Below are 24,003 nucleotides of genomic sequence, written 5' to 3' on the forward strand. Positions count from 1 at the left end.
GAGTAGGGAGGGTTGAACTGGTAGACCCCACGGCGCACAAGGACGGCGACCGCGGCTCAGCCGTCGGCACTCCCGATCTCCAGCGGGTCAACGGAACCGCCCGCCACCTCTACGGCGCCGACGTCGTCCTGGTCGTCACCAACGGACGTTTCTCCACCCGCTGCGCACCCTTGGCCCAGCAACTGAACATTCACCTAGCCGACAGGCGGGTCCTCGCGAGGTGGGCGAGCGGGGGCGCCCTCTGTGGGAACTGCTCCCGAGCCCTGCAAGGGCCGGTAGCCCGCTGTCCGCGTCACGCCCCACCCCGAAAGGGGACCTTGGCCATCCTCAAATCCAGGCGGCAGATCCGCTGGAGCACCACCCGCGTCACAGCTGTCGTCGCCTCGAACTCGGCATTTGGTCAAGAAAGAAATGAGCTCGGTGCCCCCCGGGGGAATCGAAATACCACCAATTCTGGCGTAAGTTGTCGGACTTCAAAACGGCGAAGGCTGACATTCTGAAATTTCAGGCCAAAATTTGATGGATCGGTCTATTTAAAGACATTTAATTATTCGTTGGGTGCGGAGTGCGGTGGGTGTCCCTACGCTGATATCTGTCAGCCAGGGATTTTCTCAGGCGGCAAACCGAAGGATGTATCCCATGCGCTTCATGCGCACCACGGCCACCGCACGGACCTTCCTCATCGCGTCGATCTCCGTAGCCGGACTCACCTTCACTCCGGCTCTCGCCTCCGCTCACTCCGTATCAGGCGGTGTCCGGGCCCACTCCGCCCTGGGGATCCTGGGACTTCCCGGTGCCAACGGAGTCGACGGGGTCGGGACCAGCGGCGGCCTCGGTGGCCTCGGTGGCGTCGGTGGCGCAGCGGGCGCCAATGGCAACGGCGGCAACGGTGGTAACGGCGGCAATGCCAGCGGCACGGCGAGCGTGGGCGGCGCCGGCGGAACGGGAGGCGCCGGCGGCGCCAACGGGAACGGCGGAACCGGAGGCGCGGGCGGCAGTGCCACACTCGGTGGCACCGGTGGCAAGGGCGGTGTAGGCGGTGTCGGCGATGCCGGCGCCGGCATCGCCGGGGGCAAGGGCGGCAACGGCGGCGCCGCCACAGCCGGAGGCGGCTACAAGGGCGGCCAAGGAGGCGCCGGCGGTGCGGCCAGCCCGGTCTGCCCCGGCAAGCCCGGCGGCAACGGCACCGCCGCCACGTCCACCGCGGACGGCACCACCGGCACCACCGGCGCGGCCGGAAATTCCACTCTCCCCTGCTGAACCACCACAGACAGGCAAACGGAGCGCCCAGGGCAGCCAGGGCGGCTTGGCCCCCGATCCGCACCGCCTGACCACAGCCCGAAACGTGCCCGGCTGACCCACCCTTCAGCCGGGCAACGTGCTGCCCACCGCCCACCGATCCTGCTCGTCCACCACCAGGCCGCCAAGCGCGCCGCGAAGACGTCTGCGCTTCGATCGCGGCGACCACGCTGGAGCAGCTGGGGAACACCTGGACCCCCTGAACCGTCGCTGTGTGGAGGAATGTCGTGCCACCGCTCCCTACTGCGGGCGCCCCAGCAGGCCCGGCGCTCTAAGGGGCTCTATTTCGGACTGTCACCTGCGGGTTTGCACTTCCAAGGGGGTCTGGTTCGGAGCTAACGGGCAGAAAACTGCCCCTTAGAAGCAATACCGGTGACTTTGAGCTGTGTTGGTCGTTGGATGTGTTGTGCCAAGGCCTGGGCAGGTGAAGTCGTCGGGTGAGCGGTTGTCGGACCGGATCGCTTTGGGTGTGTTGACTCGGGTGTATCCACCCGGGGTGGTGGATGAGGTGATCGCGGAGTGCGGGCGCCGGGAACAGCGTTCCCGGCTGCTGCCGGCCCGGGTGGTGGTGTATTTCGTGCTCGCGATGTGCCTGTTCTCCGGTCAGGGCTATGAGGAAGTGGCCCGGCTGCTGACGCAGGGCCTGGAGCGTGTGCGGCAGTGGGAGAAGCCGTGGCAGGTGCCGACGACGGGGGCGATCGGCAGAGCCCGCAGACGGTTGGGGCCGGAGCCGTTGAAGGCCCTGTTCGCGCGGGTGTGCCTGCCGGTGGCCGCCCCGGGCACGGCAGGCGCCTGGTATCGCGGGTGGCGGCTGGTGGCCGTGGACGGCACCGTCTTCGACGTCCCGGACACCGAGGCGAACAGCACGTTCTTCGGCCGCCCCGGCTCCGGCCGAGGACAGCAGCGCAGTGCATATCCGCAGGTGAGGGTTGCCGCCCTGGTGGAGTGCGGGACGCATGCGGTGTTCGCCGCGGCGACCGGTCCGCTCTCGCTCCACGAACAACAGCTCATTCCCGCTCTGCTGGGCCGGCTGGAGCCGGGAACGCTTCTCATGGCCGACCGCGGCATCACCGGCTTCGAGCTGTGGAAGGCCGCTTCAGGCACGGGCGCGGACCTGTTGTGGCGCGTCCGGAAGAACATTGTGCTGCCGTTCCTCGAAGCCTTCGAGGACGGCTCGTATCTGTCCGAGATCGTGGGCACCGGCGACCGTGGCCGCCGTGATCCGGCCCGGGTCCGCGTCATCGAATACACCCTCGGCCGAGCCGGCGACGAGACGGTCTACCGGCTGATCACGACCATCTGCGACCCGGACCAGGCGCCTGCCAACGACCTTGCGAACCTCTACCACCAGCGATGGGAGATCGAGAACACCCTGGACGAGATCAAAACCCACCAAGGTGGCCGCCAGTTGGTCCTGCGATCGCAATACCCCGACGGCGTCGAGCAGGAAATCTACGGCTTCCTCCTCGTGCACCACGCATTACGCGACGTCATGCACCACACAGCTCACCAAGCCGGCCTCGACCCCGACCGGCTGTCCTTCACCCGAACCCTTCGCATCGCCCGCCGCCACGTCACCGACCAAGCGGCACTTTCCCCCCTCACGACTCAACCAAGCCCTGACCCACACCACCCGTGAGCTGCTGGAACGACTCCTCCCACCCCGCAGACAACGCTCCAACCCCCGTGTCATCAAACGCAAGATGAGCAACTGGCACCTCAAGCGCACCCACCACCGCAACCCACCCCAACCACCCACCAGAACCATCACACTCGTCCCACCCACCAAAGCAACCAGCAAATGCCAGAAGGCCGCCTAAATCACCGGTATTGCCCTTAGAAGTCATCTCATTTGGGCGACTCGGTAGAGTGTTGGCCATGGTGGGGGTCGTTGAGCGGTTGGTGCCGGACGAGTTGTGGGAGTTGTTCCAGCGGGTGGTGCCGGAGGCGCCGTCGCGGCCTCAGGGCGGTGGTCGGCGTCGGCACGGCGACCGGGAGGTGCTGGCGGCGATTGTGTTCGTGGCTACGTCGGGTTGTACCTGGCAGCAGCTGCCTTCGGCGTCGTTCGGCCCGTCCGGCGCCACTGCCCACCGGCGGTTCTCGGAGTGGTCGAAGGCCAGGGTCTGGGTCAAGCTCCACCGCCTGGTCCTCGACGAGCTCGGTGCCCGTGGCGAGCTGGACTGGTCGCGGTGCGCGATCGACTCGGTGAACATGCGGGCCCTGAAAAGGGGGACCTGACAGGTCCGAATCCTGTCGACCGGGGCAAGTACGGCTCGAAGATCCACCTGATCACGGAACGATCAGGTCTGCCCATATCCGTCGGCATCTCCGGGGCCAACCTGCACGACAGCCAGGCCCTCATCCCGCTCGTGAAGGGCATCCCGCCGATCCGCTCACGCCGCGGCCGACGACAGCGCAAGCCCGGCAAACTCCACGCCGACAAAGGCTACGACTACGCCCACCTGCGGCGATGGCTACGCGAACGCGGCATCACCCACCGCATCGCCCGCAAGGGAGTCGAGTCCTCACAACGACTGGGCCGCCACCGCTGGACCGTGGAACGAACCATGGCCTGGCTCGCCGGCTGCCGCCGCCTCCACCGACGCTACGAACGCAAAGCCGACCACTTCCTCGCCTTCACCAGCATCGCCTGCTACCGCAGACTCACCAAATGAGAAACGTCTTGACCGCTCTGTTCTGGTGAGCTGAAACAACCAGCCTGGCCCTGCTGGCCAGGGGCAGAGCACTATCACCGCTGATAGCGGCCTGGCCCTACCCGCAGGGCCGGACCTGGGGGACTAGGGATCATGATCGACCGTCGACCGCTCTCGCTCCCGCCTTCTCCGAGCCCGCTTCCGACGCTCCCGTACCCGCCCAGGCGGGTGGGCGCCGGCTGATGCCGGTCGAGCAGGCCGCCGACTTCCGCGAGCTGCCCGGCGAGACCGAGCCCGCACCCGCCCCGCCCCGGCCCGACGTCCGCTCGCCCCCGGCGGCTTCACCTTCTCAGACCCGGACCGCCATATCTGAGCGCTACCACCACGGGTTGCGCCACGTCCAGGACCAGCTCACCACCTGGCCCCACCGCCCGGTGTGCCAGCGCCTCCACCTGGACAGTGGTCGTAGCCGGCCCGGGTCCCGCCTCGGATACCGTGTTCCTCTACGGGGTGCCACAACGGATGTGACGCCCCCCACCGGAGGTAGTCAGCGTATGAGTTCAAAGCGCAGCAAGAATCCCGCCCTGCCCGTACTTGACGACGCGTTTCGACTCGCGTCGGTCAAGGACGCCGAAGAGTCCACCCGTGACTTGGTCGCGCGGCTGGCCACCACCGAGCTGCGCCGCGTTTCCCACCCGGGCCGGGTCACCTGGGAGCCCACCGATCAGGCCGAGCCCGTACCGGTCCCGCCGACTGTGGTCGACGGTGATGGGGACCTGTGGCTGCGGGACCGGGGCACTGGCACCTGGACCATGCCCGAGTTCAACCCGAAGGAGTTCCCGGCCCGCTGTGGCGAGGTTCTGACGTGGAACCAGCTTGCCCGCGAGTTCGGCCCGCTGACCGCACTGGCCGACGCCCGCCGCATCGGCGGCGGCCGGCGCTGACCGCCCAGCCTTCTGGGATGACCGCGCCCCCTGAAGTGCCCGTTAGCGGGTAGCTGGGAGCTCCAGCTCACCGCCGAACTCGACGATGGCGGCGAGCAGGTGAGCGTGGTGGTGGCGTGCGACCGCCTCGAGCAGCGTGGTGCGGGCCTGGCGCAGCCCGATGTCCTCGGTGCGGCCGGCGTCGGTGGACCAGCCGGATAGCGGTCGGCCTTCAGTTGCCGTGGTGAGCGCGCGGCCCAGCTCGCCCCGCCGGCCGGGCCGATGGACAGCGGTTTCAACCTGCCGATCCAACAGTGCACCGAGCAGCTGCAGCTCACCACCGCAGGTCAGAAGCCCGTAGCCCTGCCTCCAGCCCTCATGAGCGGACCCACCACGGCGGCCCGGCCCCGTGTGAGTTCCCCAAGCCCGTCTGGAAGGTTTTCGACAGGGTGGAGTCGAACCGGACCGGCCTGCCGTCGGTCGGCCCCCTCCCTCCTTCCTCCCCCCTGCGCGGCCGCGCCCGCGATGAAAGGGGCATGGTTTCAGGGGACATACCCCTGCCAGAACAGTGCCCTGGCCCGCCCTCCTGGGCCGCCTAGCCGCTGCCCCCGCAGGGCCCGGACATCCCCCGGTCTCGCAGGGCAGCAGTGCCCCCTCCTGGAGCTGCTGGGCCGCCCACTCGGTGACGTCGAGGAGTCGGCCGTCGAGTGGTCCGCCGACAAGTTCCGCGTACGTGTGGCCGGGCCAGCGGATGCTCGCCCCGACCGGCTCGGTCCCGTAGATCCATACCCGCCCATCCTGCCCACCCCGGAGGGTGACAAAGAGGGTGACTGGCTTTGTTGGCGTCACACGACAGCAGTTGTCGACGGCCTCGGAAGGCGCTCGCCGAGCCCGGATCTCGATGTCGACGAGAACGGGTTCTGGCTCAAAGTTCTGTGGGTCGTGACTGTAAGTCACCGACTAGATCTCGAAAAGGGCTTCCTCTTGTGGCGGAATCGGAGTGTCAAGGACGTCGCGGAGGCGGGTGATGTCCTGGCGCCACTTCGACCAGTTCGCGGCTTCGGCCCAAAGCTCGGCGAGTTCAGACCGGTTGGAGACCACTTGGTCCAGGGCGTCGACGGCGAGTAGTCGAAGGTCTGCGGGCAATTCGGGCAGCGGTTCTGATGGGCCGTAGTTCGAGCACACGGGCTCGCCGTCAGGGTGCTGGGCGACGACCAGGGCGGCCGCGGCCACTGCTCGCTCGCCGTCGGAGGTATCCAGGAAGTCCGCAGGCCCGGCGGCACGTTTGAGCACGCTCCGGACCATGGCTTCGCGTTCTTCCGCTGCTGCCTCGTCCAGGTCACCTCCGAAGTCGGCGGCGGTGTCGTTGCCGAAGGGGCCGATGTCCCAGGTGCCCATGTCTCTCCTCGCGTGGCTGCCTGGGGATCGTCGTATTGGCCGCTGACAGCGCGGTCACGAAGCGAGCAGTACCCGCTTGCGCAGGAGTTTGAAGCCAGCTCGTCCGTACATCTGCCGCTTGATCGTTTTGATGCGGGTTGACATGGTCTTCAACGACGCCCGAGCTCCAGGGCAGGGTCAGGCCGGCGGTGTCGGCCGCGAGGTCGCGTTCGAGGCCGTTGATGAAGGTGTGCATGTTGGGCAGGTCGTCGGCCCGGACCGCCGCGATCCACTAGGGGAGCCGTTCTCCCTGCAGCTGGGAGAGTATCTGCCCGAAGGAACGGACATGCCCGGCGAGGGCGTCCAGCTCGGGGCAGTGGGCCAGAACGGACTTGAGCTTCAGTCGCTCCCGCTCAGGAAGGGCGTCTGGGTGGGTGAGAATCCACCCAGCCACAGTTCTGGGCGACGCCGGCCGTCCCTCCGGCGCGGCATCCCGGAAGGGACGAAGGTAGGCGCGGACGGCACCGTATCCGCCCGCGTATCCGTGGCTCTGGATCTCCTTCCAGAGGGTCCAGGCATTCTTGCAGCCCTCGGCCCACCGCTCGGGCAAGTGCAGCTTGAACTCGTCGAGCTTCGTTCTGCGGTTTTGCCACTGTCCTTGAAAGAGTTCTTCCGGGGTTACCGCGTCGGCCAGGCGCTGAACGGTTCGGTAGGCCGTCCGGAGTTCGCGGGCAACCGCCCGCCGACTGTGTCCTTTGCCGAGCATTCCGTGCATGATGGCGTGTTTCTCGCGGATTCGATCGGCGAAGCGGTGTCCAGTCGGCCACGGTGACGCGCCAGCTTCGGGAGCCGGAGGCGCGGTGATGCTCTCGGAGCCGGGAACAATGAATGGCGCTCGCAGACAGGTGCGATGGCGCGATACGCATCGCTCGGTGGCTTCGCCGAGGTTGCGCCAGAGATGGAATCGGTCTGCGACCTGCACTGCAGTGGGAGCCCCGGTGCTGGCGCCTTCGGCGAAGAAGGGGGCACGGTCACGACAGACCACCTCGACCTCAGGACACTCAGCAAGCCAGGCGGCGACAGTGGCTGCCTCACGGTCCGGCAGCAGATCCACAAGGCCTGCCGGGTTCGACATCGACCAGCAGTGTCCCGTAGATACGGCCCTTGCGCATCGCGTACTCGTCGATACCCACTACCCGCGGGGCCGACGCAAGACCCACCTCGGCCAACACCGAACGCAGCCGGTCAGTCCGCTGAGCGTGACGGCGGGTCAGTCCCGGAATCTGCTCAACGAAGGTCTGCCGTCCGCAGGAGGTGTCCGCGCAGATGAATCGGCGGACCTGCAGGCGCAGCACCACACGCCTTCCCGCGCTGGGCAGATCAGCAGGAAACCGCAGGTAGAACCCATGAAGCCGGTTCGACCACCTTCCACAGCTCGAAGTCTCGGGCACGACACGGCCGCCACGGAGCATTTCAGGACGACCGAGCGAGAGCTGCAATGAAGATCAACCGTCACGGAGAGTTGATGCTTCACAGAAGTTGAGCCAGAACCCGAGAACGGGAGGCACCCGCCGGTACTCGGCAAGGCGAGACGATGGCCGCCACCTGTGCCGTAGACCCGGCGCTGTGGTCAGTGCGGAACGCCTCTTCCTCCCGCAGATCATTCAGTCTGTGAGGTTTCTTCGACCACAGCCCCGGCCCCGAGGGCCCGACGGGTGCTCGGGGTGCCAGGGAGGCGGGACCCGACGACGCCGCGCTCTCGCAGCGCATGGAGGTCCGGCAGGCGTATGCCGGGGAGAGCATCGAGGATGTCGGCCTCGGCCGCTCGGATGTTGCTGGGCGCGGGGGCGTGGGGTCCTGCGCCAAGGACGCGGCGAGTGGTCACGGAGCTCATCGTACGAGCGCGCACCGCCGAGAGCTGACCGCAAGCGGGACACAGAGCACGAGGTCCCTGTCAGGCGCTGCGGGCGGCTTCCACGGTGGGGTGGATCCGCAGGACCTGGTCGGCGCCCTCGATACTGATCAGTCGTGTGACGGCGGGGGAGGGTGCGGCGATACGGAGGTCGGTGTCCTGGTCCGTGGACAGGAGCAGGCACAGGAAGGTGGAGTCGCCGAAGGTGATGTTGCCTGCGTCCAGGATCAGCCCGCCGTGCGTGTGCACGGCTTCCTTGATCCGCGCTTCCAGCGGGGGCAGGGAGTCTTCGTCGAAGTCGCCATGCGGGGCGACTACGGGGAGCGGGCCGGGTGCGGCGGGCTGCGGCTGATGAGCCGACATCGACGGAGTATCCCCAACTGATCATGAATCGCGGGAACTGTTCGTCGATGCCGTGGAAGCCCAAGCCCTCAACCCCTGCCACCCTGACCGGAAACACCCGGGCCCGGCCCTCCCACCGGAGGGCCGGGCCCGGGTTCGTGCGGATCCGTCAGTGTGGGCTGCTGGGTCGTTGCATTCCGACCGCTTCGGCGACGTCCTTGGACAGGCTCTCGTGGGGCAGGCCGGCCTTCTCCACGATCCCGGCCAGCACCCCGGGTTTGGCGTAGTGGGCCCAGTCGGTCAGCCCGGCTTCCAAGCGGGCCAGGCGGCGCAGGAAACGCTCCATGTCGACGAGGCCGCCGCGCATTGCCTTGTACGAGTACGCGTACAGGTTCGCCCAGGCCTGCAGATGGCTCGCCTGGCCTTCGTACAAGCCGTCCTCGCCTCTTTGCCCGTGGTGGGTGAGGCCGCTCAGCGGCCGGAGCCGGTGGTGGCGGGCGGAAGAAGGCTTGTCGTGGACCCACAGTTCCGCGCTGCTGCCACTGGAGTCGACCACCACCGATCCGGACACTAGGTTCCACACCTCCTCGATGACGGCTGCGGCCTTGCCGATGTCGCTGGCCGAGCGGCCGGGTACCAACTGCACACGTCCGAACCAGCCCTTCCGGTGTTCCAGCACATCGAGAACCGCACCGGGCAGCGGCCCGTCGGGACAGGCGATCTCGCGGTCCCACATCTCCTGGGCGTCCCTGCTGCGTTGCAGGTACTGCTCACGTCGGCGCTGCTGTTCACGGTCTGCGATCAGGCCTTCTTCCCGTAGATCGTCCCTGGCCCTTCCGTTGTACCGGCGGTGCCGCTCAGGCGGATCCCGTGCGGAATTTTGGTCCGCGAGGCCGTCCACAGGCCGCAGCTCAGGGATCCCAAATCGCCAGAACCTATACACAGGGCAGAGCTTCTACGTTCTGTGTCCGCTTCCGGGTGTGAGGTGCCGGGACGCAGACAGAAAGGGCACGGCCATGGCGCAGACGAAGTTCGACAGGCAGGGCATCCCCGTCCAGCCCGGAGCCGTGCAGGGGACGGATGTCGGTGACGCGGGGGGTGCCCTCGGTGAGGGTGCCGGTCTTGCTCCGTCACCAGCACCAGCACCAGCATCAGCACCAGCACCAGCACCAGCACCAGCACCAGCACCAGCACCGGCACGGACGGCAACTCGTCTCGCAGTCGGGTCAGCAGCTCGTACAGGCCCGCTTCCACTGGCCAGTCCATCGCCGTGCGCGGGCCCTCCGCCGGGGTGAATGCCACATGCTGCTCCACGCCCGCCCTCGGCGAGGGCGACTCCACGCTGGGGGAGTAGGAGCTGATGTCCAGCGAGTCGATCGGGGTCGACGTGACCTCCAGGTCAGCGGCCTTCACGAACGACCAGTCCGTCACCCCACCAGGTCCTCCGGCAGCCGTCCGTTACTGGCCGACGGGGGGAGTGCAATTCCGGTCCTTGAGGCCGCAACGGCGCAGCACAGCACGGCGCTGGTGGTGGTCCCGGCGACGCGGTACGCCGCGGGAACACCGTGAGGAGGGCGACAAGACGTGCCACGGCGGCGTGAGCTGCACCTGCGACCTCGTCAGGCGCTGCGGACTGAACTCCGAGCGCGACGAGCACTGGCTCCGGGCTCATGACGACTTCTCTGTCAAGTTCAGCGTGTTGCGGTAGGGGAAGCACCGAGCCTGTCGGACTGCGCGGTGACATCCTCTACTACTCGGTGATACTGTGTAGTGGTACTCGGTACTACGCAGTACCACTAGGGCCGAGGAGGACTCGCAATGGACGACCTGACGGAGATGCTGAAGGGCACGCTCGAAGGATGCGTGCTCGAAATCATCGACAGGGAGGAAACGTACGGGTACGCCATCACTCGTCAACTGAACGAGCTCGGCTTCGCCGACGTCGTTGAGGGGACGGTGTACACGATCCTGCTGCGGCTGGAGCGAAACAAACTCGTCCAGGTGACGAAGCGACCTTCAGGAGTCGGTCCGCCGCGCAAGTTCTACGCGCTCAACGACGCCGGACGCGAGGAACTCGCGAAGTTCTGGACGAAATGGCTATACGTCTCATCACGCATCGACAGGCTCAAGGAGGGCGGCAAGTGAACTTCTGGGAGACCATCACAGGCAGCGATCTCACCAGGGACTGGAAGGCGTTCGAAGCCAGGGCCGAGGCCCTGCCGGACGACTACCGGGCTGCGTGGGAACAGATCAAGGGCCACCTCTTGCCCCACGGGGACTTCACCGGCCGCAACCTGATGCCGATCCTCGACGCCGCACTGGGGCTGCTCGAAGAAACCGCAGCTGACGGGCAGAGCGTCCACGAGGTACTCGGCGACGACATCCAGGGCTTCTGCACGGCGCTTGCCGGCGGTGAAGGGTCTCGAACCTACCGCGACCGGTGGCGCGAGCAGCTGAACAGGAACGTCGCAAGGAAACTGAACCGGCTGGGAGGCTGACGTGAGCATCCAGGACATCATCGAGGGCAAGAAGCAGTGGCGGGCGCACACGGCTCGGGTCAAGGCACTCCCGCCGGACTACCAGATCGTCTACAAGGAGATGCAGAAGTACTTCTTCAAGGTCGGACCGGTCGACCTGCCCGACGGGCCCCTGCTCCCCGGGATCGTCGACTTCTTCGAGGAGGGCGCCGCCGCGGGCAAGGGGGTCTTGGAACTGATCGGCACGGACGTCGCCGCGTTCTGCGACGACCTGGTCAAGGATTCGCCCACCTATGCGGACGCCTATCAGGAGTCCATCGGCGGGGACTCCGGCACGGCCGCGAAGTAGCGCCCCTCGCCCGATGTCAGTGGGCGTAGTTGCCGCACACGCGGTTCGTCCGGCTTGGCGCAGCGCACACAGGCCCGGGCCGACCGGTCATCAGCAGCCGCTCCAGTTCCTTCACCGAGGTGGTCGAGCAGGTCGCCGAGACAAAGCTCTAGGCGACCAGGTCCGCGGCGGCTGACCGCTGGCCACCATTCCCCAAGACGACAGGACTGACGTGTAGTCACGGACAGTCGCTCGATCTGGGTTCCGAAACAGCTTCCCCCTGTGTCTTCAGCCCCGAAAGGAAGTCACCATGCCTTCACCTGTCATGCCCACATCCAAGCAGGGGGACGGTCACCTGTCACCGACCGCAATCTCCGCCGTCGGGCTGCGCAAGGCATACGGCGAAAAGCTCGTCCTCGACGGGATCGATCTCCGCATCCCGGCCGGGACCGTCTTCGCCCTGCTCGGCCCGAACGGCGCCGGCAAGACCACCGCCGTGAAGATCCTCTCCACCCTCATCACGGCGGACGCCGGTGACCTGCACGTCGGCGGCCACGACCTGGTCGCCGACCCGCAGGCCGTACGCGCCGCGATCGGCGTCACCGGCCAGTTCTCCGCCGTCGACGGGCTGATCACGGGCGAGGAGAACATGCTCCTCATGGCGGACCTGCACCACCTGACCAGGCGCGAAGGACGCCGGGTGGCAGCCGAGTTGCTGGAACGCTTCGACCTCACCGAGGCCGCGAAGAAGCCCGCGTCCACCTACTCCGGCGGCATGAAGCGCCGTCTCGACCTCGCCATGACGCTGGTCGGCAACCCCCGGATCATCTTCCTCGACGAGCCGACCACCGGCCTCGACCCGCGCTCCCGGCACAACATGTGGGCCATCATCCGCGGCCTCGTCTCCGACGGCGTCACCGTCTTCCTCACCACCCAGTACCTGGAGGAGGCCGACGAACTCGCCGACCGCATAGCCGTGTTGAACGACAGCAAGATCGCCGCTGAGGGCACTGCAGAGGAGCTCAAGCGGCTCATCCCGGGCGGGCACATCCGACTGCGCTTCACCGACCCGGTCACGTACCAGTCCGCCGCTGACGCCCTGCGCGAGGTCACCCGGGATGACGAGGCACTGGTGCTGTCCATCCCCAGCGACGGCAGTCAGCGCGAACTGCGCTCCATCCTCGACTGGCTCGACTCCGCCGGCATCGAGGCGGACGAACTGACCGTCCATACCCCCGACCTCGACGACGTGTTCTTCGCCCTGACCGGCCCGGCCGACGCCCCCAACCAGCCCACCGAGGAGACCGTCCGATGAGCACTCTCTCCCTCGCCGTACGCGACTCGAACACCATGCTGCGCCGCAACCTCCTGCACGCATGGCGCTACCCATCCGGAACCCTGAACCTGCTGCTCACGCCGATCATGATGCTGCTGCTCTTCGTCTACATCTTCGGCGACGTGATGAGCGCCGGCATCGGCGGAGGGGGCGCGGACCGCTCCGACTACATCGCCTATATCGTCCCCGGCCTGCTGCTGATGACCGTCGGCAGTACCGTGATCGGGGCCGCGGTGTCCGTCAGCGTGGACATGACCCAGGGACTCACGGCCCGCTTCCGCACGATGGCGATCTATCGGGGCTCTCTGCTCGTCGGGCATGTCGTCGGCGGCGTGCTGCAGTGCGTGATGAGCGTGATTCTCGTCGGCGCCGTCGGGGTGGCCATGGGCTTCCGGTCCACGGATGCCACGGCACTGGAGTGGATCGCGGCGTTCGGGCTGATCACACTGTTCGCCCTGGCGCTCACCTGGATCGCGGTCGGGATGGGCGCGGCCAGTCCGAACCCCGAGGCGGCCGGCAACATGGCCATGCCGCTGATCCTGCTGCCGCTCATCTCCAGCGCTTTCATCCCGGCCGGCACGATGCCGGGATGGTTTCAGCCAATTGCCGAGTACCAGCCGTTCACCCCGGCCATCGAGACCCTCCGTGGCCTCCTCCTCGGCACCGAGATCGGCAACAACGGATGGATCGCGATCGCCTGGTGCCTCGCCTTGATCGCGCTCGGCTACCGGTGGTCGACAGCTCAGTTCAACCGCGACCCGAAGTAGCCGAGCGGACATCGCAGGAGCGCTGCTGCGCGCCGGCCGGCCGGATACTCACTCCCGATGCCCGTCTGTCGGCGCCTTCAGCAGCCGGTCCAGCTCGTTACCGGCCTCGTCGTACCCGGCGTCGGAGATCCGTTGCAGGCAGGTAGTTCGCCGGGCCCGCGGGCAGGTGGTTGCCCTGGCGGCTGCCGAGGTCAAGGGCTCGTCGATGGTGGAGCCGGCGAGCGCGGTCGACGAAGCTCTGCTCGGGCTCGGGCTCGGGCTCGGGCTCGGGCACGGTGTGAGCCGGGTCGAGCGCAAGCAGTACCGGGCGTATCAGCGGCTCCGAAGCTTCGCGTGCCCTCTGCCCGCCGCAGCACAGCAAGCTGCAGGTCTAGGCACAATACCGGTGACTTTGAGCTGTGTTGGTCGTTGGATGTGGTGTGCCGAGGCCTGGGCAGGTGAAGTCGTCGGGTGATCGGTTGTCGGACCGGATCGCTTTGGGTGTGTTGACGCGGGTGTATCCACCCGGGGTGGTGGATGAGGTGATCGCGGAGTGCGGGCGCCGGGAACAGCGTTCCCGGCTGCTGCCGGCCCGGGTGGTGGTGTATTTCGTGCTCGCGATGTGCCTGTTCTCCGGTCAGGGCTATGAGGAAGTGGCCCGGTTGCTGACGCAGGGGCTGGAACGTGTGCGGCAGTGGGAGAAGCCCTGGCGGGTGCCGACGACGGGGGCGATCGGCAGAGCCCGCAGACGGCTGGGGCCGGAGCCGTTGAAGGCCCTGTTCGCGCGAGTTTGCCTGCCGGTGGCCGCCCCGGGCACGGCAGGCGCCTGGTATCGCCAGTGGCGGCTGGTGGCCGTGGACGGCACCGTCTTCGACGTCCCGGACACCGAGGCGAACAGCACGTTCTTCGGCCGTCCCGGCTCCGGCCGGGGACAGCAGCGCAGTGCATATCCGCAGGTGAGGGTTGCCGCCCTGGTGGAGTGCGGGACGCATGCGGTGTTCGCCGCGGCGACCGGTCCGCTGTCGCTCCACGAGCAACAGCTCATCCCTGCTTTGCTGGATCGGCTCGAGCCAGGAACGCTTCTCATGGCTGACCGCGGCATTACCGGCTTCGAGTTGTGGAAGGCCGCTTCAGGCACGGGCGCGGACCTGTTGTGGCGCGTCCGGAAGAACATTGTGCTGCCGTTCCTCGAAGCCTTCGAGGACGGCTCGTATCTGTCCGAGATCGTGGGCACCGGCGACCGTGGCCGCCGTGATCCGGCCCGGGTCCGCGTCATCGAATACACCCTCGGCCGAGCCGGCGACGAGACGGTCTACCGGCTGATCACGACCATCTGCGACCCGGACCAGGCGCCTGCCAACGACCTTGCGAACCTCTACCACCAGCGGTGGGAGATCGAGAACACCCTGGACGAGATCAAGACCCACCAGGGCGGCCGCCAGTTGGTCCTGCGATCCCAGTACCCCGATGGAGTCGAGCAGGAAATCTACGGTTTCCTCCTCGTGCACCACGCATTACGAGAGGTTATGCACCACACAGCTCAGCAAGCCGGCCTCGACCCCGACCGGCTGTCCTTCACCCGAACCCTTCGCATCGCCCGCCGCCACGTCACCGACCAAGCGGCACTTTCCCCCCTCACGACTCAGCCGAGCCATGACCGACACCACCCGTGAGCTGCTGGAACGACTCCTCCCACCCCGCAGACAGCGCTCCAACCCCCGTGTCATCAAACGCAAGATGAGCAACTGGCACCTCAAGCACACCCACCACCGCAACCCACCCCAACCACCCACCAGGGCCATCACACTCGTCCCACCCACCAAAGCAACCAGCAGACGCCAGAAAGTCTCCTAAATCAGCGGTATTGGGTCTAGGCACTGTTTCTCGGATCTCCTGACGTGGGTGGGGTGTTGAGGCCAGGCTGGCTGTATGGGCCGTGGTGGTCTGACGAATGCGGAGTGGGATCGGCTGGAGTCGTTCTTACCTCCTGGTGGTGCGCGTGGTGGTCGGTGGAGCGACCACCGCCGGGTGATCAACGGGGTTCTCTACCGAGTGCGGACCGGTGTCCAGTGGCGGGATCTGCCCGAGTGGTTCGGACCGTAGGAGACGGTCTACAAACGGCATCGCCGCTGGTCAGCCGATGGGACCTGGCAGATGCTGCTGTCCCGCATTCAGACAGCTGAGGATGCCGAGGGCAGGATCGACTGGGACGTGTCGGTGGGCTCAACAGCAGTACGAGCCCACCAGCACGCCGCCGGCGCGAGGAAGGCTCCTCCGGCCACTGTTCCTCAAAAGGGGACCGGACGGGGGACGAACCAGGTCGATCCGGTACTGCGGAAACTGGCCGCCCGCCTGGAGGAGGTGGTCAGATCGGCGAATGCCTGGGACGTTCCCGCGGCGGATTCACCACCAAGATCCACCTCGTCGCCGACGGGCTATGCCGGCCCCTCGCCCTCGTCCTGACGCCCGGACACTACGGTGACGGGCCCCAGCTCGATCGGGTCCTGGAGCAGGTCTCGGTACCACGGGCCGGCGTCGGCCGGCCTCGCACCCGGCCCGACCGCGTCCTGGCGGACAAGGCCTACACGTCCCGCGGAAACCGCCGCTGCCTGCGACGACGCGGCATCCCCCGCACACCATCCCCGAACGCCTCGACCAGCAAAGACACCGCAAAATCCGAGGCTCCCGAGGCGGTCGACCGACAGGCTTCGACAGCGAGCGCTACAAGAAACGCAACACCGTCGAACGCACCATCAACCGCCTCAAGGGCTTCCGGGCCGTCGCCACCCGCTACGAGAAGCGCGCCTACATCTACCTCGGCACCGTCACACTCGCAGCCCTCGTCATCTGGCTCCGAACATGATCCAGGAAACAGTGCCTGTAGGGCTTGGTCACGTGCGATCCGTGATGGCGTGTCATCTTGATCGGTCGGGTCGTTGACCGGGTGTGCTGAGTGGGGAGTTGGCTGCGGTCCGGTGTGATCTGGAGGACTTCTCGGCGGAGATGTTCGAGCCGTTCGCGCGGGCGGATCAGCGGCGGTGGGGCGGGGTATATCTGCGGGGCCTGCTGCTGGACGGCGGGCGTAAGTCGGTGGAGCCGATGGCCGCCCGCCTGGTGGCGTTCCTGGAACAAGAGGAGGCGCGCGGGCGGACGGTCGCCTGGCGGATCTCGCGTTCACCCTGCGGTCCGGACGCGAGGCGATGACGGAGCGCCTGGCGGTGACGGTGCACTCGCTGCCCGAACTCCGGCGGATGCTGCGCGCGTTCGCGGAGACCGGCGACGGGATGGCGGTGCCGGGACTGCACCGGGGCAGCGCCGGGCACGACCGGGGCGCGGCCGCCGAGATCTGGGCCGACGACGACCTCCGGGAACTCCTTGCCGAACGGTGGTGCCGCGAGGGCAAGCACAGGACAAGCTGGCCGCGCTCTGGGCCGACGGGCTGGACCTGGACTGGCGGGCACTCCCCGGGGCGGTGCCGCCACCCCGCCTGATCTCCCTGCCGACGTACCCGTTCGCGAGGGACCGGTTCTGGATCGGGGACCTGGAGCCGGCCGGGGAGGCGACCAACACCGGTGTCCGTACGGGTGCGTCCACCAGCGCACCGACCGACGATCCCGCCGCCGTCGCTCCACGCACCGCACCGGAGACGTCACCCGAGGACCTGGCCGGTGTCACACCCGGCGAACGGGTCACACGGCTGGTGCGCGCGAAGATCGCGGACGTCCTGGTCAGGCCGCAGGACGAGATCGAGGGCGGGCTCGCGTTCGCCGACTACGGACTCGACTCCATCCTCGCCGTCCGTCTCGTCCATGTGCTCAACGAGGAGCTGGGTACCGACCTCTCGACCGATGTCGTCTTCGACCACAGCTCCGCCGACCGCCTCGCCGCGCATCTGCTCGCGGAGTACGGGCCCGTGGCTGCCCCCACCTCCGTCCCCCCGGCCCCCGCGACCTCGGCCCCCCGCCCGGCCCGGACGCCGAGCGGCGTCACCCCCGCCCGCCCGGAGACCGCCGGCGGCTCCGTTCCCGTAGGGCCGGCGACCGGCCCCGAGCCGATCGCCGTGGTCGGGATGAGCGGACGGTTCGCCGGTTCCGAGACCCTCGACGAGCTGTGGACCCATCTGGCGAATGGCGACGACCTCATCACGGAAGCGACCCGCTGGGACCTCCCGGCCACCGGGCCCGACGGATCGGCACGCTGCACGCGGGGCGGATTCCTCGACGGCATCGACCGGTTCGACCCCCTCTTCTTCGGGATCTCGGGCGTCGAGGCCGCTGTCATGGACCCCCAGCAGCGACTGCTCCTGGAAGAGGCATGGAAGGCCCTGGAGGACGCGGGCCACGCCGGACGGGAGCTGAGCGGGGCCCGCTGTGGTGTGTACGTGGGCTGCTGGAACGGCGACTACCACGAACTGGTCGGGGAGAACGGTCCGGCCCAGGCCTTCTGGGGCAACATGGCGTCCCTGATCCCGGCACGCGTCTCCTACCTCCTCAACCTGAAGGGCCCCGCCCTGGCGGTCGACACGGCGTGCTCCAGCTCGCTGATCGCGATCGACCTGGCCTGCCGGGGTCTCCGGTCGGGCGAGACGGACATGGCACTGGCGGGCGGCGTCTTCGTCCAGACGACTCCCCGCCTCTACGAGCTGGCCGGGATGCTCTCGCCGACGGGCCGCTGCCACACCTTCGATCACCGCGCCGACGGCTTCGTCCCCGGTGAGGGCGTCGGCGTCCTCGTGCTCAAGCGGCTGGGCGACGCGATCGCCGACGGGGACCACATCCACGGAGTCATCCGCGCCACGGGCAGCAACCACGACGGTGCGACCAACGGCATCACCGCGCCCAGCTCCGTTTCGCAGGAGGCCCTGCTCCGTGACGTCCACGCGTCCAGCGGCATCGACGCCGGACCGCACCACCGGAGTCCGGCCGCGCTGCGCTCCGGGATCCGCCGGATCAAGGTCGCCACCGGTCAGTGAGCTTCTTCAGAACGGCCAAGATCGAGTGACGGCTGTGCCTGCCGGCGTTGGCTGCTGTCGCAGCTGAAGGGGCCAGTCAACCAAGGAGAGTCGTTCACTCCCTGAGGTGCCCGCTGAAGAGGCTCAGTAATTTGCTCTTCCCCGGAACTTGCTCTTCCCCGGCGCCTGCCAGGCGGTCCGGATGAAGCGCCGCCGCACCGACCGCGAGACCGGCAAGGTCACATCACCACCGTCTAGGCGGTCACCAGCCGGCATGAGCTGCCCGGTGTGGAGCGTCCGTATAGCGAGGTGACGATCGCGATGGAGGAGCGGATCGTTGGGTATCTCCAGGCAGTCTGGGAGAAGGAACTGGTGGGAGCCGGGCTGTGGACACCCTCATTTCCCATCCGTCTCCCAGGCGATCCCGCGAAATCCACTCCGCCGCTGTTCAGCGGCCTTCCCACCCTGGAGTACTAGTGATTGTTTCGATGATCACCGTTGTCACGGCTACCACCCCCACCGCTCATCGGCCGGTACGCAGCTCTGTTGTCGCACAGTGGTCAACCCTTTCGGTCCGGGCCCGGCGGAACGACCACCGGGCGGCGTGCAGGAGTTTGCGTACCCCCGAACAGCCGTTCATGCGGACATGGCCCGTCGGAGTGGTCCGTGTGCCGTGCATGTGCCGCCGTACGTAATACTCGACGCATGAGATCAGGCGTTACGCACCCCGGGCGCGGCCCGCTCCGCCCGGACCCCCTGGTCCGCCGGGCCACGGCGCGTGACGCCCGCCGGCTCACCCGGCTGGTCCGGACGTCACGCGCCTACGAGGGCCCGTACGCTCCGATGGTCGCCGGTTACCGCATCGGACCGGACTACATCGAGACGCACCAGGTCTTCGTCGCCGCCGACCGCGGTGACGACCGGGTCCTCGGCTTCTACGCGCTGATCCTCCGGCCGCCGGAGCTCGACCTGATGTTCGTCGCCGACGAGGCGCAGGGGCGCGGCATCGGACGGCTGCTCATCGGTCACCTCCGCGAGGAGGCCCGGCGGGCGGGCCTGACCGGCGTCCGGATCGTGGCGCACCCGCCCGCCGAGGGTTTCTACCGCGGTGTGGGCGCCGAACCCACCGGCACGGTCCGTGCGAACCCGCCCGCGGTCATGTGGGACCGCCCGGAGCTCCTGCTCCCGGTCGGGCGCTGAGCGCCGCGCTCAGCCGCCGTAGGGGCGGGTGATGAGCTCCATGCCGTGACCGCTCGGATCGGGGAAGTAGACGCCCCGGCCGCCGTCGTGGTGGTTGATCTCGCCCGGGAGCTTCTGGTGGGGATCGGCGTAGTACGCGATCCCCAGCTCCTGGATCCTGCCGAACGCCGTGTCGAACTCCGCCTCCGAGATGAGGAAGGCGTAGTGCTGCGGGGTGATCGACGCTTCGGGAATCGTCGCGAAGTCCAGCGTGACGCCGTTCGCGAGGACGACGGGGATGAAGGGGCCCCATTCCGGTCCGATTTCCAGGCCCAGCAGATCCGCCAGGAACTCGGCGGACTCGCGGTTGTCGCGGGAATGAATGATGGTGTGGTTCAACTCGACCGACACGGTGGAATGCCTCCAACGGGCATCTCACGGGCTACCTCCACGCCTCACCCGGACGGTGACCGACGCGCGATGCCGTAGGCGCGATCCTAAACGAACGGTATGACGCGGTCGAGCGGGAAGTACGGGCCGTGCCCGTGGGATTGAGCCGGTGAGGCCGGGGCACATGTAGTCCCGGATCGAACGGGTGTGTCAGTGCTCCCGGTCGCGTCGAGTCGAGGAGAGTGCCCGTGTCAACGACCAACGGCAGAGGCCGCGAGGAGACCGAGGAGGAGCGGGCGGACCGGCAGTGGTCCGAACTGCTCCAGGAGCTGCGCGTCGCCCAGACCGGGGTGCAGATCCTCTTCGGCTTTCTCCTCGCCGTGGTGTTCCAGCCGAGGTTCGCCGACCTTTCGGACGTGGACCGTGACATCTACATCGTCACGGTGGTGCTCGGCTCGGCGACCGTGGCCGCGCTCATCGGCCCCGTCACCTACCACCGGCTGCTCACCGGCCGCCGGATGAAGCCCGAGACGGTCATCTGGGCCTCGCGCATGACCGTGGTCGGGCTGGTGCTGCTGTTCTTCACGATGTGCTCGACCCTGCTGCTGATCATGCGGGTCGCCCTCCACAACACCTTCGCCCTCTGGCTGGTCGCCGGGATAGCGCTGTGGTTCCTGGCCTGCTGGTTCATCTTCCCCCTCTGGGCACTGGCCCGGGGCCGCTCCGGACAGCCCACGGACGAGCCGCGCGAAAGCGACTCGTCCGCCGGCACCCGGGACTGAGCGGCTCAGCCCTCCGGGCCCACCGGGCTCCGCACGTCGGTCACCGTGAACAGCGCGCCGTCCGGGTCCCGCAGGGTGGCCTCCCCGCCGCCGAGGACGGACCGTTCCTCGACAAGGGAGCCGCCCTGCCGAACGGCCTCCGCCACCGTCACGGGGACGTCCTCCACCGGGAACTGCACCTGCCAGTGCGGCCGCACCAGCGGATCGACGGCCGCCTCCACCGCCCCGGAGCTGATCCGGGCCAGCGGCCGCCCCTCGCACCGCACGATGACCTCGTCACCCTCGTACGCGACGTCGCAGCATCCGGGACGTCCGCTCGCCCAGTCGAGTACCTCGCCGTAGAAGATCGCCGCGTCGAAGGCGTTACGGGTCCGCAGCCGCAGCCAGGCGTGCGCGTGGTCGTCGGGGGCCGGCGGCGAGGTGGCGGGCTCGGTGCGCTCCCAGAGGCCGAACGAGGCGCCGTCGCGGTCCGAGGCCAGTACGCCACGCCCCTTGCCGAGAGTCAGCGGCCCCACCGCCACCGTTCCGCTGCGCTCCCGGACCCGGGCGGCGGCCACGTCCGCGTCCGCCACCGCGAAGTACGGCGTCCAGGCCACCGCGACCTGGTAAGCGGTCGACACGGCGAAGATCCCGGCCACCGGAATGTCGCTCCGGCGCGCCACGGAGAACTCGGCGCCGAGGTGCCCCGGGCGGAACGACCAGCCCAGGACCCCGGCGTAGAACTGCTGGGCGGCCTGGAGGTCCCGGGTCATCAGCGTGACCCAGCACGGGGCCGCCGGGCCCGTCAGGGGCGCCGCGGAGGGGGCTCTGCGGGGATCGCTTCCGGTCATGGTCCACTGCCTTCTCGCGGGTGTGCGCCGCAGGGGGCGGCCGCTGCGGTCCAGCACCCACCCTCGGCCGAACCGTGCGCGGGCGCAACGCGGGCCGCGCTCTCAGACTGATGCGCGGCGGGGCGTTCGTGATGTCCAGGAAGACCTGGTCGGCCTGCGCCCACCGCTCGCACATCGCGTGCCGGATGCGCATCGAGACCTCCTCCACCCGCTCGCTGTCGATGGCGGGAGCCAGGTCGATCCGGGCCGCCACCAGGACGGAGTGCATGCCCAGGCGCATGGTGAGGAGTTCGGCGACGTTGTCGATCTCGTCCTGGCGCATGAGGAAGCCCACGAGCTCGCGCCGGAGCCCGGGATCGACGGACTACTCCCCGATGAGCTGGTCCCGGGCGTCCCGGCCGAGCCGGAAGGCGACGTGGACCAGGAGCAGCCCGATACCCAGTGAGGCGGCCGCCTGCCAGACCACGCTTCCCGTCGCCAGGTGCAGGGACATCCCGGCGATCGCCAGGCTGACACCGAGCACCGCCGTGCTGTCCTCCGCGATGACGGTGCGCAGCGCCGGGTCGAGGGCCGCACCCTTCTCGCCCCGCGCCTGGTGCAGGGCCCGGGCCAGCGACGTGCTCTCCGCGACGAGGGCGACGCCGAGCACGATCAGCCCCGCGGTGTATCCGGTGGGTGGCTCGTCGTCGTCCCCGCGCAGCGCCGAGAGCCCTTGGTAGAACGAGAAACAACCGCCCATCACGAAGATACCGACCGCGGCGAGGAGCGCCCAGAAGTACCGCTCCTTGCCGTAGCCGAACGGGTGACGGGATCGGCGGGGCGGCGGCTGCGCCGGAGGGCGGCGAGCAGGAAGATCTCGTTGAGGCTGTCGGCGACCGAGTGGGCCGCCTCGGACAGCAGGGCGGGCGAGCCGGAGACCAGCCCTCCCGCGGTCTTGGCTGCCGCGATCACGAGGTTTGCCGCCAGCGCGACCAGGACCGTGACGCGGGTTCGTCGGTCGGCGGCCGACCGGCTCAACACAACCTCCGGTGACGAGGGGGCCGGCGGACCCGCCCCCTGATCGCGGACGGGTCAGCTGCGCGGGGGGTCGGTGTCGGGCGGGATCGGCTCGTTGCCGTGGTCGTTCAGTTCGTACGGGGACAGGGAGTGACCGTCCTCGGGGAACTTGCCCGTGGAGTGCGGATCGCTCCGGTCGATATGGGTGCGCCCCTCCGGCTTGCTGGGCTGCTCGTGGGGGTGCGGCGGCGGCAGCTCGGCATCCTTCTTGCGCTTGCCCAGCACGAATCCGCCGATCAGCAGACCGACCACGGCGAGCGCGGCGACGGGAAAGATGATCGCCAGCGCGCCCGTGCCGTCGGCGAGAAGGGCGGCCAGTGGCTGCGTGGCTCCGTTCGATACGTCCATGGTTGCCGCATACCCCGGGGGGAGGGTGTCAGTCGGCTGTTCACATCAATTCATGTTTTATGAGTATCTCAGGGGAAAAGCGTTTCGCATGGTGCGAATCGGCTACACGATGATGACCGAACAGACCGGACCGCGGGAGCTCGTACGGGACGTGGTGACCGCGGAGAAGGCGGGATTCGACTTCTCCGTCACCTCCGACCACTACTTCCCCTGGCTCCGGGAGCAGGGCCATGCCCCGTACGCCTGGGCGGTGCTCGGCGCGGCGGCGCAGGCGACCGAGCGCATCGGCCTGATGACGTACGTGACCTGTCCGACCACCCGCTACCACCCCGCCGTCGTCGCCCAGAAGGCCGCGACACTCCAGATCCTCGCCGAGGGCCGGTTCCGGCTGGGCCTCGGCTCCGGCGAGAACCTCAACGAACACGTCGTCGGCGCGGGCTGGCCGGCCGCCCACGTACGGCTGGAGATGCTCGAAGAGGCGGTGGAGATCATCGGCGCCCTCTTCGACGGCGGTGACGTCAGCCATCACGGCACCCACTTCGACGTCGAGAACGCCCGGCTGTGGGACCTGCCCGGGACCCGGGTGCCGATCGGCGTCGCGGTCTCCGGCCCGGCCTCCTGCGCCCTCGCGGGCCGCAGCGCCGACCTGGTGATCGCGACCGAGGCGAAGAGCGCCCTGCTGGACGGCTTCGACCGGCACGGAGGCACCGGGAAGCCCCGGGTGGGCCAGCTGCCCGTCTGCTACGACCACGACCGGGGCGCCGCGGTGGCCCGCGCCCACGAACAGTTCCGCTGGTCGGTCGGCGGCTGGAAGGTCAACTCCGAACTCCCCGGGCCCGAGAGTTTCGCCCAGGCGACCGAGCTCGTCCGCCCCGAGGACGTCGCGTCGGCGATCCCGTGCGGGCAGGACGTCGAGGAGTTCGTCGACGCGGTGCGCGCCTACAGCGAGGCGGGATTCACCGAGATCGCACTGGTCCAGGTGGGCGGGGAACACCAGCAGTCCTTCATCTCTTGCGCGGAGAAGTCCCTCCTGCCCGCTCTGCGCGAGCTGTAGCCCTCTTCGGCCCTCCCGT

25 protein-coding genes and 7 pseudogenes are annotated in these 24,003 nt (G+C 68.4%); 20 read left to right on the plus strand and 12 right to left on the minus strand.

Annotated elements, in window-relative coordinates:
* Positions 1 to 17: 17 nt before the first annotated feature.
* From ACK8N7_RS35050 to ACK8N7_RS35070, 5 genes are all read left to right on the plus strand, one after another.
* Entirely contained in the window at positions 18 to 500 is a 483-nt protein-coding gene (locus tag ACK8N7_RS35050; protein ID WP_500445920.1) for a restriction endonuclease, read from the plus strand.
* Positions 501 to 639: 139 nt separating this feature from the next.
* Positions 640 to 1,260, plus strand: a complete 621-nt coding sequence (locus tag ACK8N7_RS35055) for a hypothetical protein (RefSeq protein ID WP_403219703.1) — start codon at positions 640 to 642, stop codon at positions 1,258 to 1,260.
* Positions 1,261 to 1,705: 445 nt separating this feature from the next.
* Positions 1,706 to 2,938, plus strand: a complete 1,233-nt coding sequence (locus ACK8N7_RS35060; protein WP_500445922.1) for an IS4 family transposase — start codon at positions 1,706 to 1,708, stop codon at positions 2,936 to 2,938.
* A 239-nt stretch (positions 2,939 to 3,177) separates the two neighbouring features.
* A protein-coding gene (locus ACK8N7_RS35065) for an IS5 family transposase (RefSeq protein ID WP_500445117.1) occupies positions 3,178 to 3,974 on the plus strand; the annotation gives its coding sequence in 2 pieces (ribosomal slippage) (positions 3,178 to 3,526 and positions 3,526 to 3,974; 798 coding nt in all).
* Positions 3,975 to 4,507: 533 nt separating this feature from the next.
* Entirely contained in the window at positions 4,508 to 4,897 is a 390-nt protein-coding gene (locus ACK8N7_RS35070) for a hypothetical protein (protein WP_403219709.1), read from the plus strand.
* A gap of 42 nt (positions 4,898 to 4,939) precedes the next feature.
* Here ACK8N7_RS35070 and ACK8N7_RS35075 read toward each other — a convergent pair whose 3' ends face one another.
* Both ACK8N7_RS35075 and ACK8N7_RS35080 read right to left on the minus strand, forming a co-directional pair.
* Positions 4,940 to 5,188 (minus strand): hypothetical protein, encoded by a 249-nt coding sequence (locus ACK8N7_RS35075; protein ID WP_403219711.1) that lies wholly within the window; start codon positions 5,186 to 5,188, stop codon positions 4,940 to 4,942.
* Positions 5,189 to 5,836: 648 nt separating this feature from the next.
* Entirely contained in the window at positions 5,837 to 6,274 is a 438-nt protein-coding gene (locus ACK8N7_RS35080) for a DUF4259 domain-containing protein (protein WP_403219713.1), read from the minus strand.
* Between the two features lie 142 nt (positions 6,275 to 6,416).
* Between ACK8N7_RS35080 and ACK8N7_RS35085 the strand changes: the two genes are divergently transcribed.
* Entirely contained in the window at positions 6,417 to 7,085 is a 669-nt protein-coding gene (locus tag ACK8N7_RS35085; RefSeq protein ID WP_500445963.1) for a hypothetical protein, read from the plus strand.
* Between the two features lie 120 nt (positions 7,086 to 7,205).
* Here ACK8N7_RS35085 and ACK8N7_RS35090 read toward each other — a convergent pair.
* The 6 genes and pseudogenes from ACK8N7_RS35090 to ACK8N7_RS35115 form a co-directional block, all read right to left on the minus strand.
* Positions 7,206 to 7,388: pseudogene (locus ACK8N7_RS35090) on the minus strand (transposase); the annotation flags it as partial.
* The gene (locus ACK8N7_RS35095; protein ID WP_403219734.1) at positions 7,345 to 7,611 is read right to left on the minus strand and encodes a hypothetical protein; all 267 of its coding nucleotides are present in this window, start codon (positions 7,609 to 7,611) and stop codon (positions 7,345 to 7,347) included. The pseudogene ACK8N7_RS35090 and the gene ACK8N7_RS35095, both read right to left, overlap by 44 nt.
* Before the next feature lie 15 nt (positions 7,612 to 7,626).
* Positions 7,627 to 7,725: pseudogene (locus ACK8N7_RS35100) on the minus strand (hypothetical protein); the annotation flags it as partial.
* 482 nt (positions 7,726 to 8,207) lie between these two features.
* Entirely contained in the window at positions 8,208 to 8,528 is a 321-nt protein-coding gene (locus ACK8N7_RS35105; RefSeq protein WP_403219715.1) for an STAS domain-containing protein, read from the minus strand.
* 148 nt (positions 8,529 to 8,676) lie between these two features.
* A complete protein-coding gene (locus ACK8N7_RS35110) occupies positions 8,677 to 9,408 on the minus strand; it encodes a hypothetical protein (protein WP_500445965.1) in 732 nt (243 codons plus the stop codon).
* Between the two features lie 284 nt (positions 9,409 to 9,692).
* Positions 9,693 to 9,967 (minus strand): annotated as a pseudogene (locus tag ACK8N7_RS35115) (beta-glucosidase); the annotation flags it as partial.
* A 358-nt stretch (positions 9,968 to 10,325) separates the two neighbouring features.
* On the opposite strand from ACK8N7_RS35115, the gene ACK8N7_RS35120 reads away from it, so the two are divergent.
* The 12 genes and pseudogenes from ACK8N7_RS35120 (at position 10,326) to ACK8N7_RS35175 (ending at position 19,545) form a co-directional block, all read left to right on the plus strand.
* Positions 10,326 to 10,652 (plus strand): PadR family transcriptional regulator, encoded by a 327-nt coding sequence (locus ACK8N7_RS35120; RefSeq protein WP_403219719.1) that lies wholly within the window; start codon positions 10,326 to 10,328, stop codon positions 10,650 to 10,652.
* Positions 10,649 to 11,005 carry a DUF1048 domain-containing protein gene (locus ACK8N7_RS35125; RefSeq protein WP_403219721.1) on the plus strand — a complete coding sequence of 119 codons (357 nt, stop codon included), beginning with the start codon at positions 10,649 to 10,651 and terminating at the stop codon, positions 11,003 to 11,005. The genes ACK8N7_RS35120 and ACK8N7_RS35125 overlap by 4 nt, the downstream gene beginning before the upstream one ends.
* A gap of 1 nt (position 11,006) precedes the next feature.
* Positions 11,007 to 11,333: a DUF1048 domain-containing protein gene (locus tag ACK8N7_RS35130; protein WP_500445121.1), complete on the plus strand. Its 327-nt coding sequence runs from the start codon at positions 11,007 to 11,009 to the stop codon at positions 11,331 to 11,333.
* A 289-nt stretch (positions 11,334 to 11,622) separates the two neighbouring features.
* Positions 11,623 to 12,627, plus strand: a complete 1,005-nt coding sequence (locus ACK8N7_RS35135; protein ID WP_500445123.1) for an ATP-binding cassette domain-containing protein — start codon at positions 11,623 to 11,625, stop codon at positions 12,625 to 12,627.
* A complete protein-coding gene (locus tag ACK8N7_RS35140; RefSeq protein ID WP_403219727.1) occupies positions 12,624 to 13,415 on the plus strand; it encodes an ABC transporter permease in 792 nt (263 codons plus the stop codon). Before ACK8N7_RS35135 ends, ACK8N7_RS35140 begins: the two co-directional genes overlap by 4 nt.
* A gap of 139 nt (positions 13,416 to 13,554) precedes the next feature.
* Positions 13,555 to 13,786: pseudogene (locus ACK8N7_RS35145) on the plus strand (DUF5655 domain-containing protein); the annotation flags it as partial.
* Positions 13,787 to 13,834: 48 nt separating this feature from the next.
* Entirely contained in the window at positions 13,835 to 15,067 is a 1,233-nt protein-coding gene (locus tag ACK8N7_RS35150; protein ID WP_500441916.1) for an IS4 family transposase, read from the plus strand.
* A 256-nt stretch (positions 15,068 to 15,323) separates the two neighbouring features.
* Positions 15,324 to 16,257, plus strand: a pseudogene (locus ACK8N7_RS35155) (IS5 family transposase).
* A 140-nt stretch (positions 16,258 to 16,397) separates the two neighbouring features.
* A pseudogene (locus ACK8N7_RS35160) lies at positions 16,398 to 16,508 on the plus strand (transposase); the annotation flags it as partial.
* 86 nt (positions 16,509 to 16,594) lie between these two features.
* A complete protein-coding gene (locus tag ACK8N7_RS35165) occupies positions 16,595 to 16,885 on the plus strand; it encodes a hypothetical protein (RefSeq protein WP_500445125.1) in 291 nt (96 codons plus the stop codon).
* Complete coding sequence (locus ACK8N7_RS35170) at positions 16,783 to 18,366, plus strand: type I polyketide synthase (RefSeq protein WP_500445127.1); 1,584 nt, start codon at positions 16,783 to 16,785, stop codon at positions 18,364 to 18,366. The genes ACK8N7_RS35165 and ACK8N7_RS35170 overlap by 103 nt, the downstream gene beginning before the upstream one ends.
* A 684-nt stretch (positions 18,367 to 19,050) precedes the next feature.
* Positions 19,051 to 19,545 (plus strand): GNAT family N-acetyltransferase, encoded by a 495-nt coding sequence (locus ACK8N7_RS35175; RefSeq protein ID WP_403215580.1) that lies wholly within the window; start codon positions 19,051 to 19,053, stop codon positions 19,543 to 19,545.
* A 9-nt stretch (positions 19,546 to 19,554) separates the two neighbouring features.
* Here the strand turns inward: ACK8N7_RS35175 and ACK8N7_RS35180 are convergent, their stop codons facing one another.
* Complete coding sequence (locus ACK8N7_RS35180) at positions 19,555 to 19,935, minus strand: VOC family protein (protein WP_403215578.1); 381 nt, start codon at positions 19,933 to 19,935, stop codon at positions 19,555 to 19,557.
* 227 nt (positions 19,936 to 20,162) lie between these two features.
* Between ACK8N7_RS35180 and ACK8N7_RS35185 the strand changes: the two genes are divergently transcribed.
* The gene (locus tag ACK8N7_RS35185) at positions 20,163 to 20,696 is read left to right on the plus strand and encodes a DUF6328 family protein (protein ID WP_500445129.1); all 534 of its coding nucleotides are present in this window, start codon (positions 20,163 to 20,165) and stop codon (positions 20,694 to 20,696) included.
* Positions 20,697 to 20,701: 5 nt separating this feature from the next.
* Here the strand turns inward: ACK8N7_RS35185 and ACK8N7_RS35190 are convergent, their stop codons facing one another.
* The 3 genes and pseudogenes from ACK8N7_RS35190 to ACK8N7_RS35200 form a co-directional block, all read right to left on the minus strand.
* Complete coding sequence (locus ACK8N7_RS35190; RefSeq protein ID WP_403215574.1) at positions 20,702 to 21,526, minus strand: VOC family protein; 825 nt, start codon at positions 21,524 to 21,526, stop codon at positions 20,702 to 20,704.
* A 112-nt stretch (positions 21,527 to 21,638) separates the two neighbouring features.
* Positions 21,639 to 22,543, minus strand: a pseudogene (locus ACK8N7_RS35195) (cation diffusion facilitator family transporter); the annotation flags it as partial.
* Positions 22,544 to 22,597: 54 nt separating this feature from the next.
* Positions 22,598 to 22,930 carry a DUF6479 family protein gene (locus ACK8N7_RS35200; RefSeq protein WP_403215572.1) on the minus strand — a complete coding sequence of 111 codons (333 nt, stop codon included), beginning with the start codon at positions 22,928 to 22,930 and terminating at the stop codon, positions 22,598 to 22,600.
* A gap of 88 nt (positions 22,931 to 23,018) precedes the next feature.
* Here ACK8N7_RS35200 and ACK8N7_RS35205 point away from each other — a divergent pair, with 88 nt between their 5' ends.
* Positions 23,019 to 23,984 (plus strand): LLM class F420-dependent oxidoreductase, encoded by a 966-nt coding sequence (locus ACK8N7_RS35205; RefSeq protein ID WP_500445132.1) that lies wholly within the window; start codon positions 23,019 to 23,021, stop codon positions 23,982 to 23,984.
* Positions 23,985 to 24,003: the final 19 nt, after the last annotated feature.

The organism is Streptomyces griseobrunneus (assembly GCF_046713465.1).
In the GTDB taxonomy this organism is placed as follows: Bacteria; Actinomycetota; Actinomycetes; order Streptomycetales; family Streptomycetaceae; genus Streptomyces; species Streptomyces microflavus.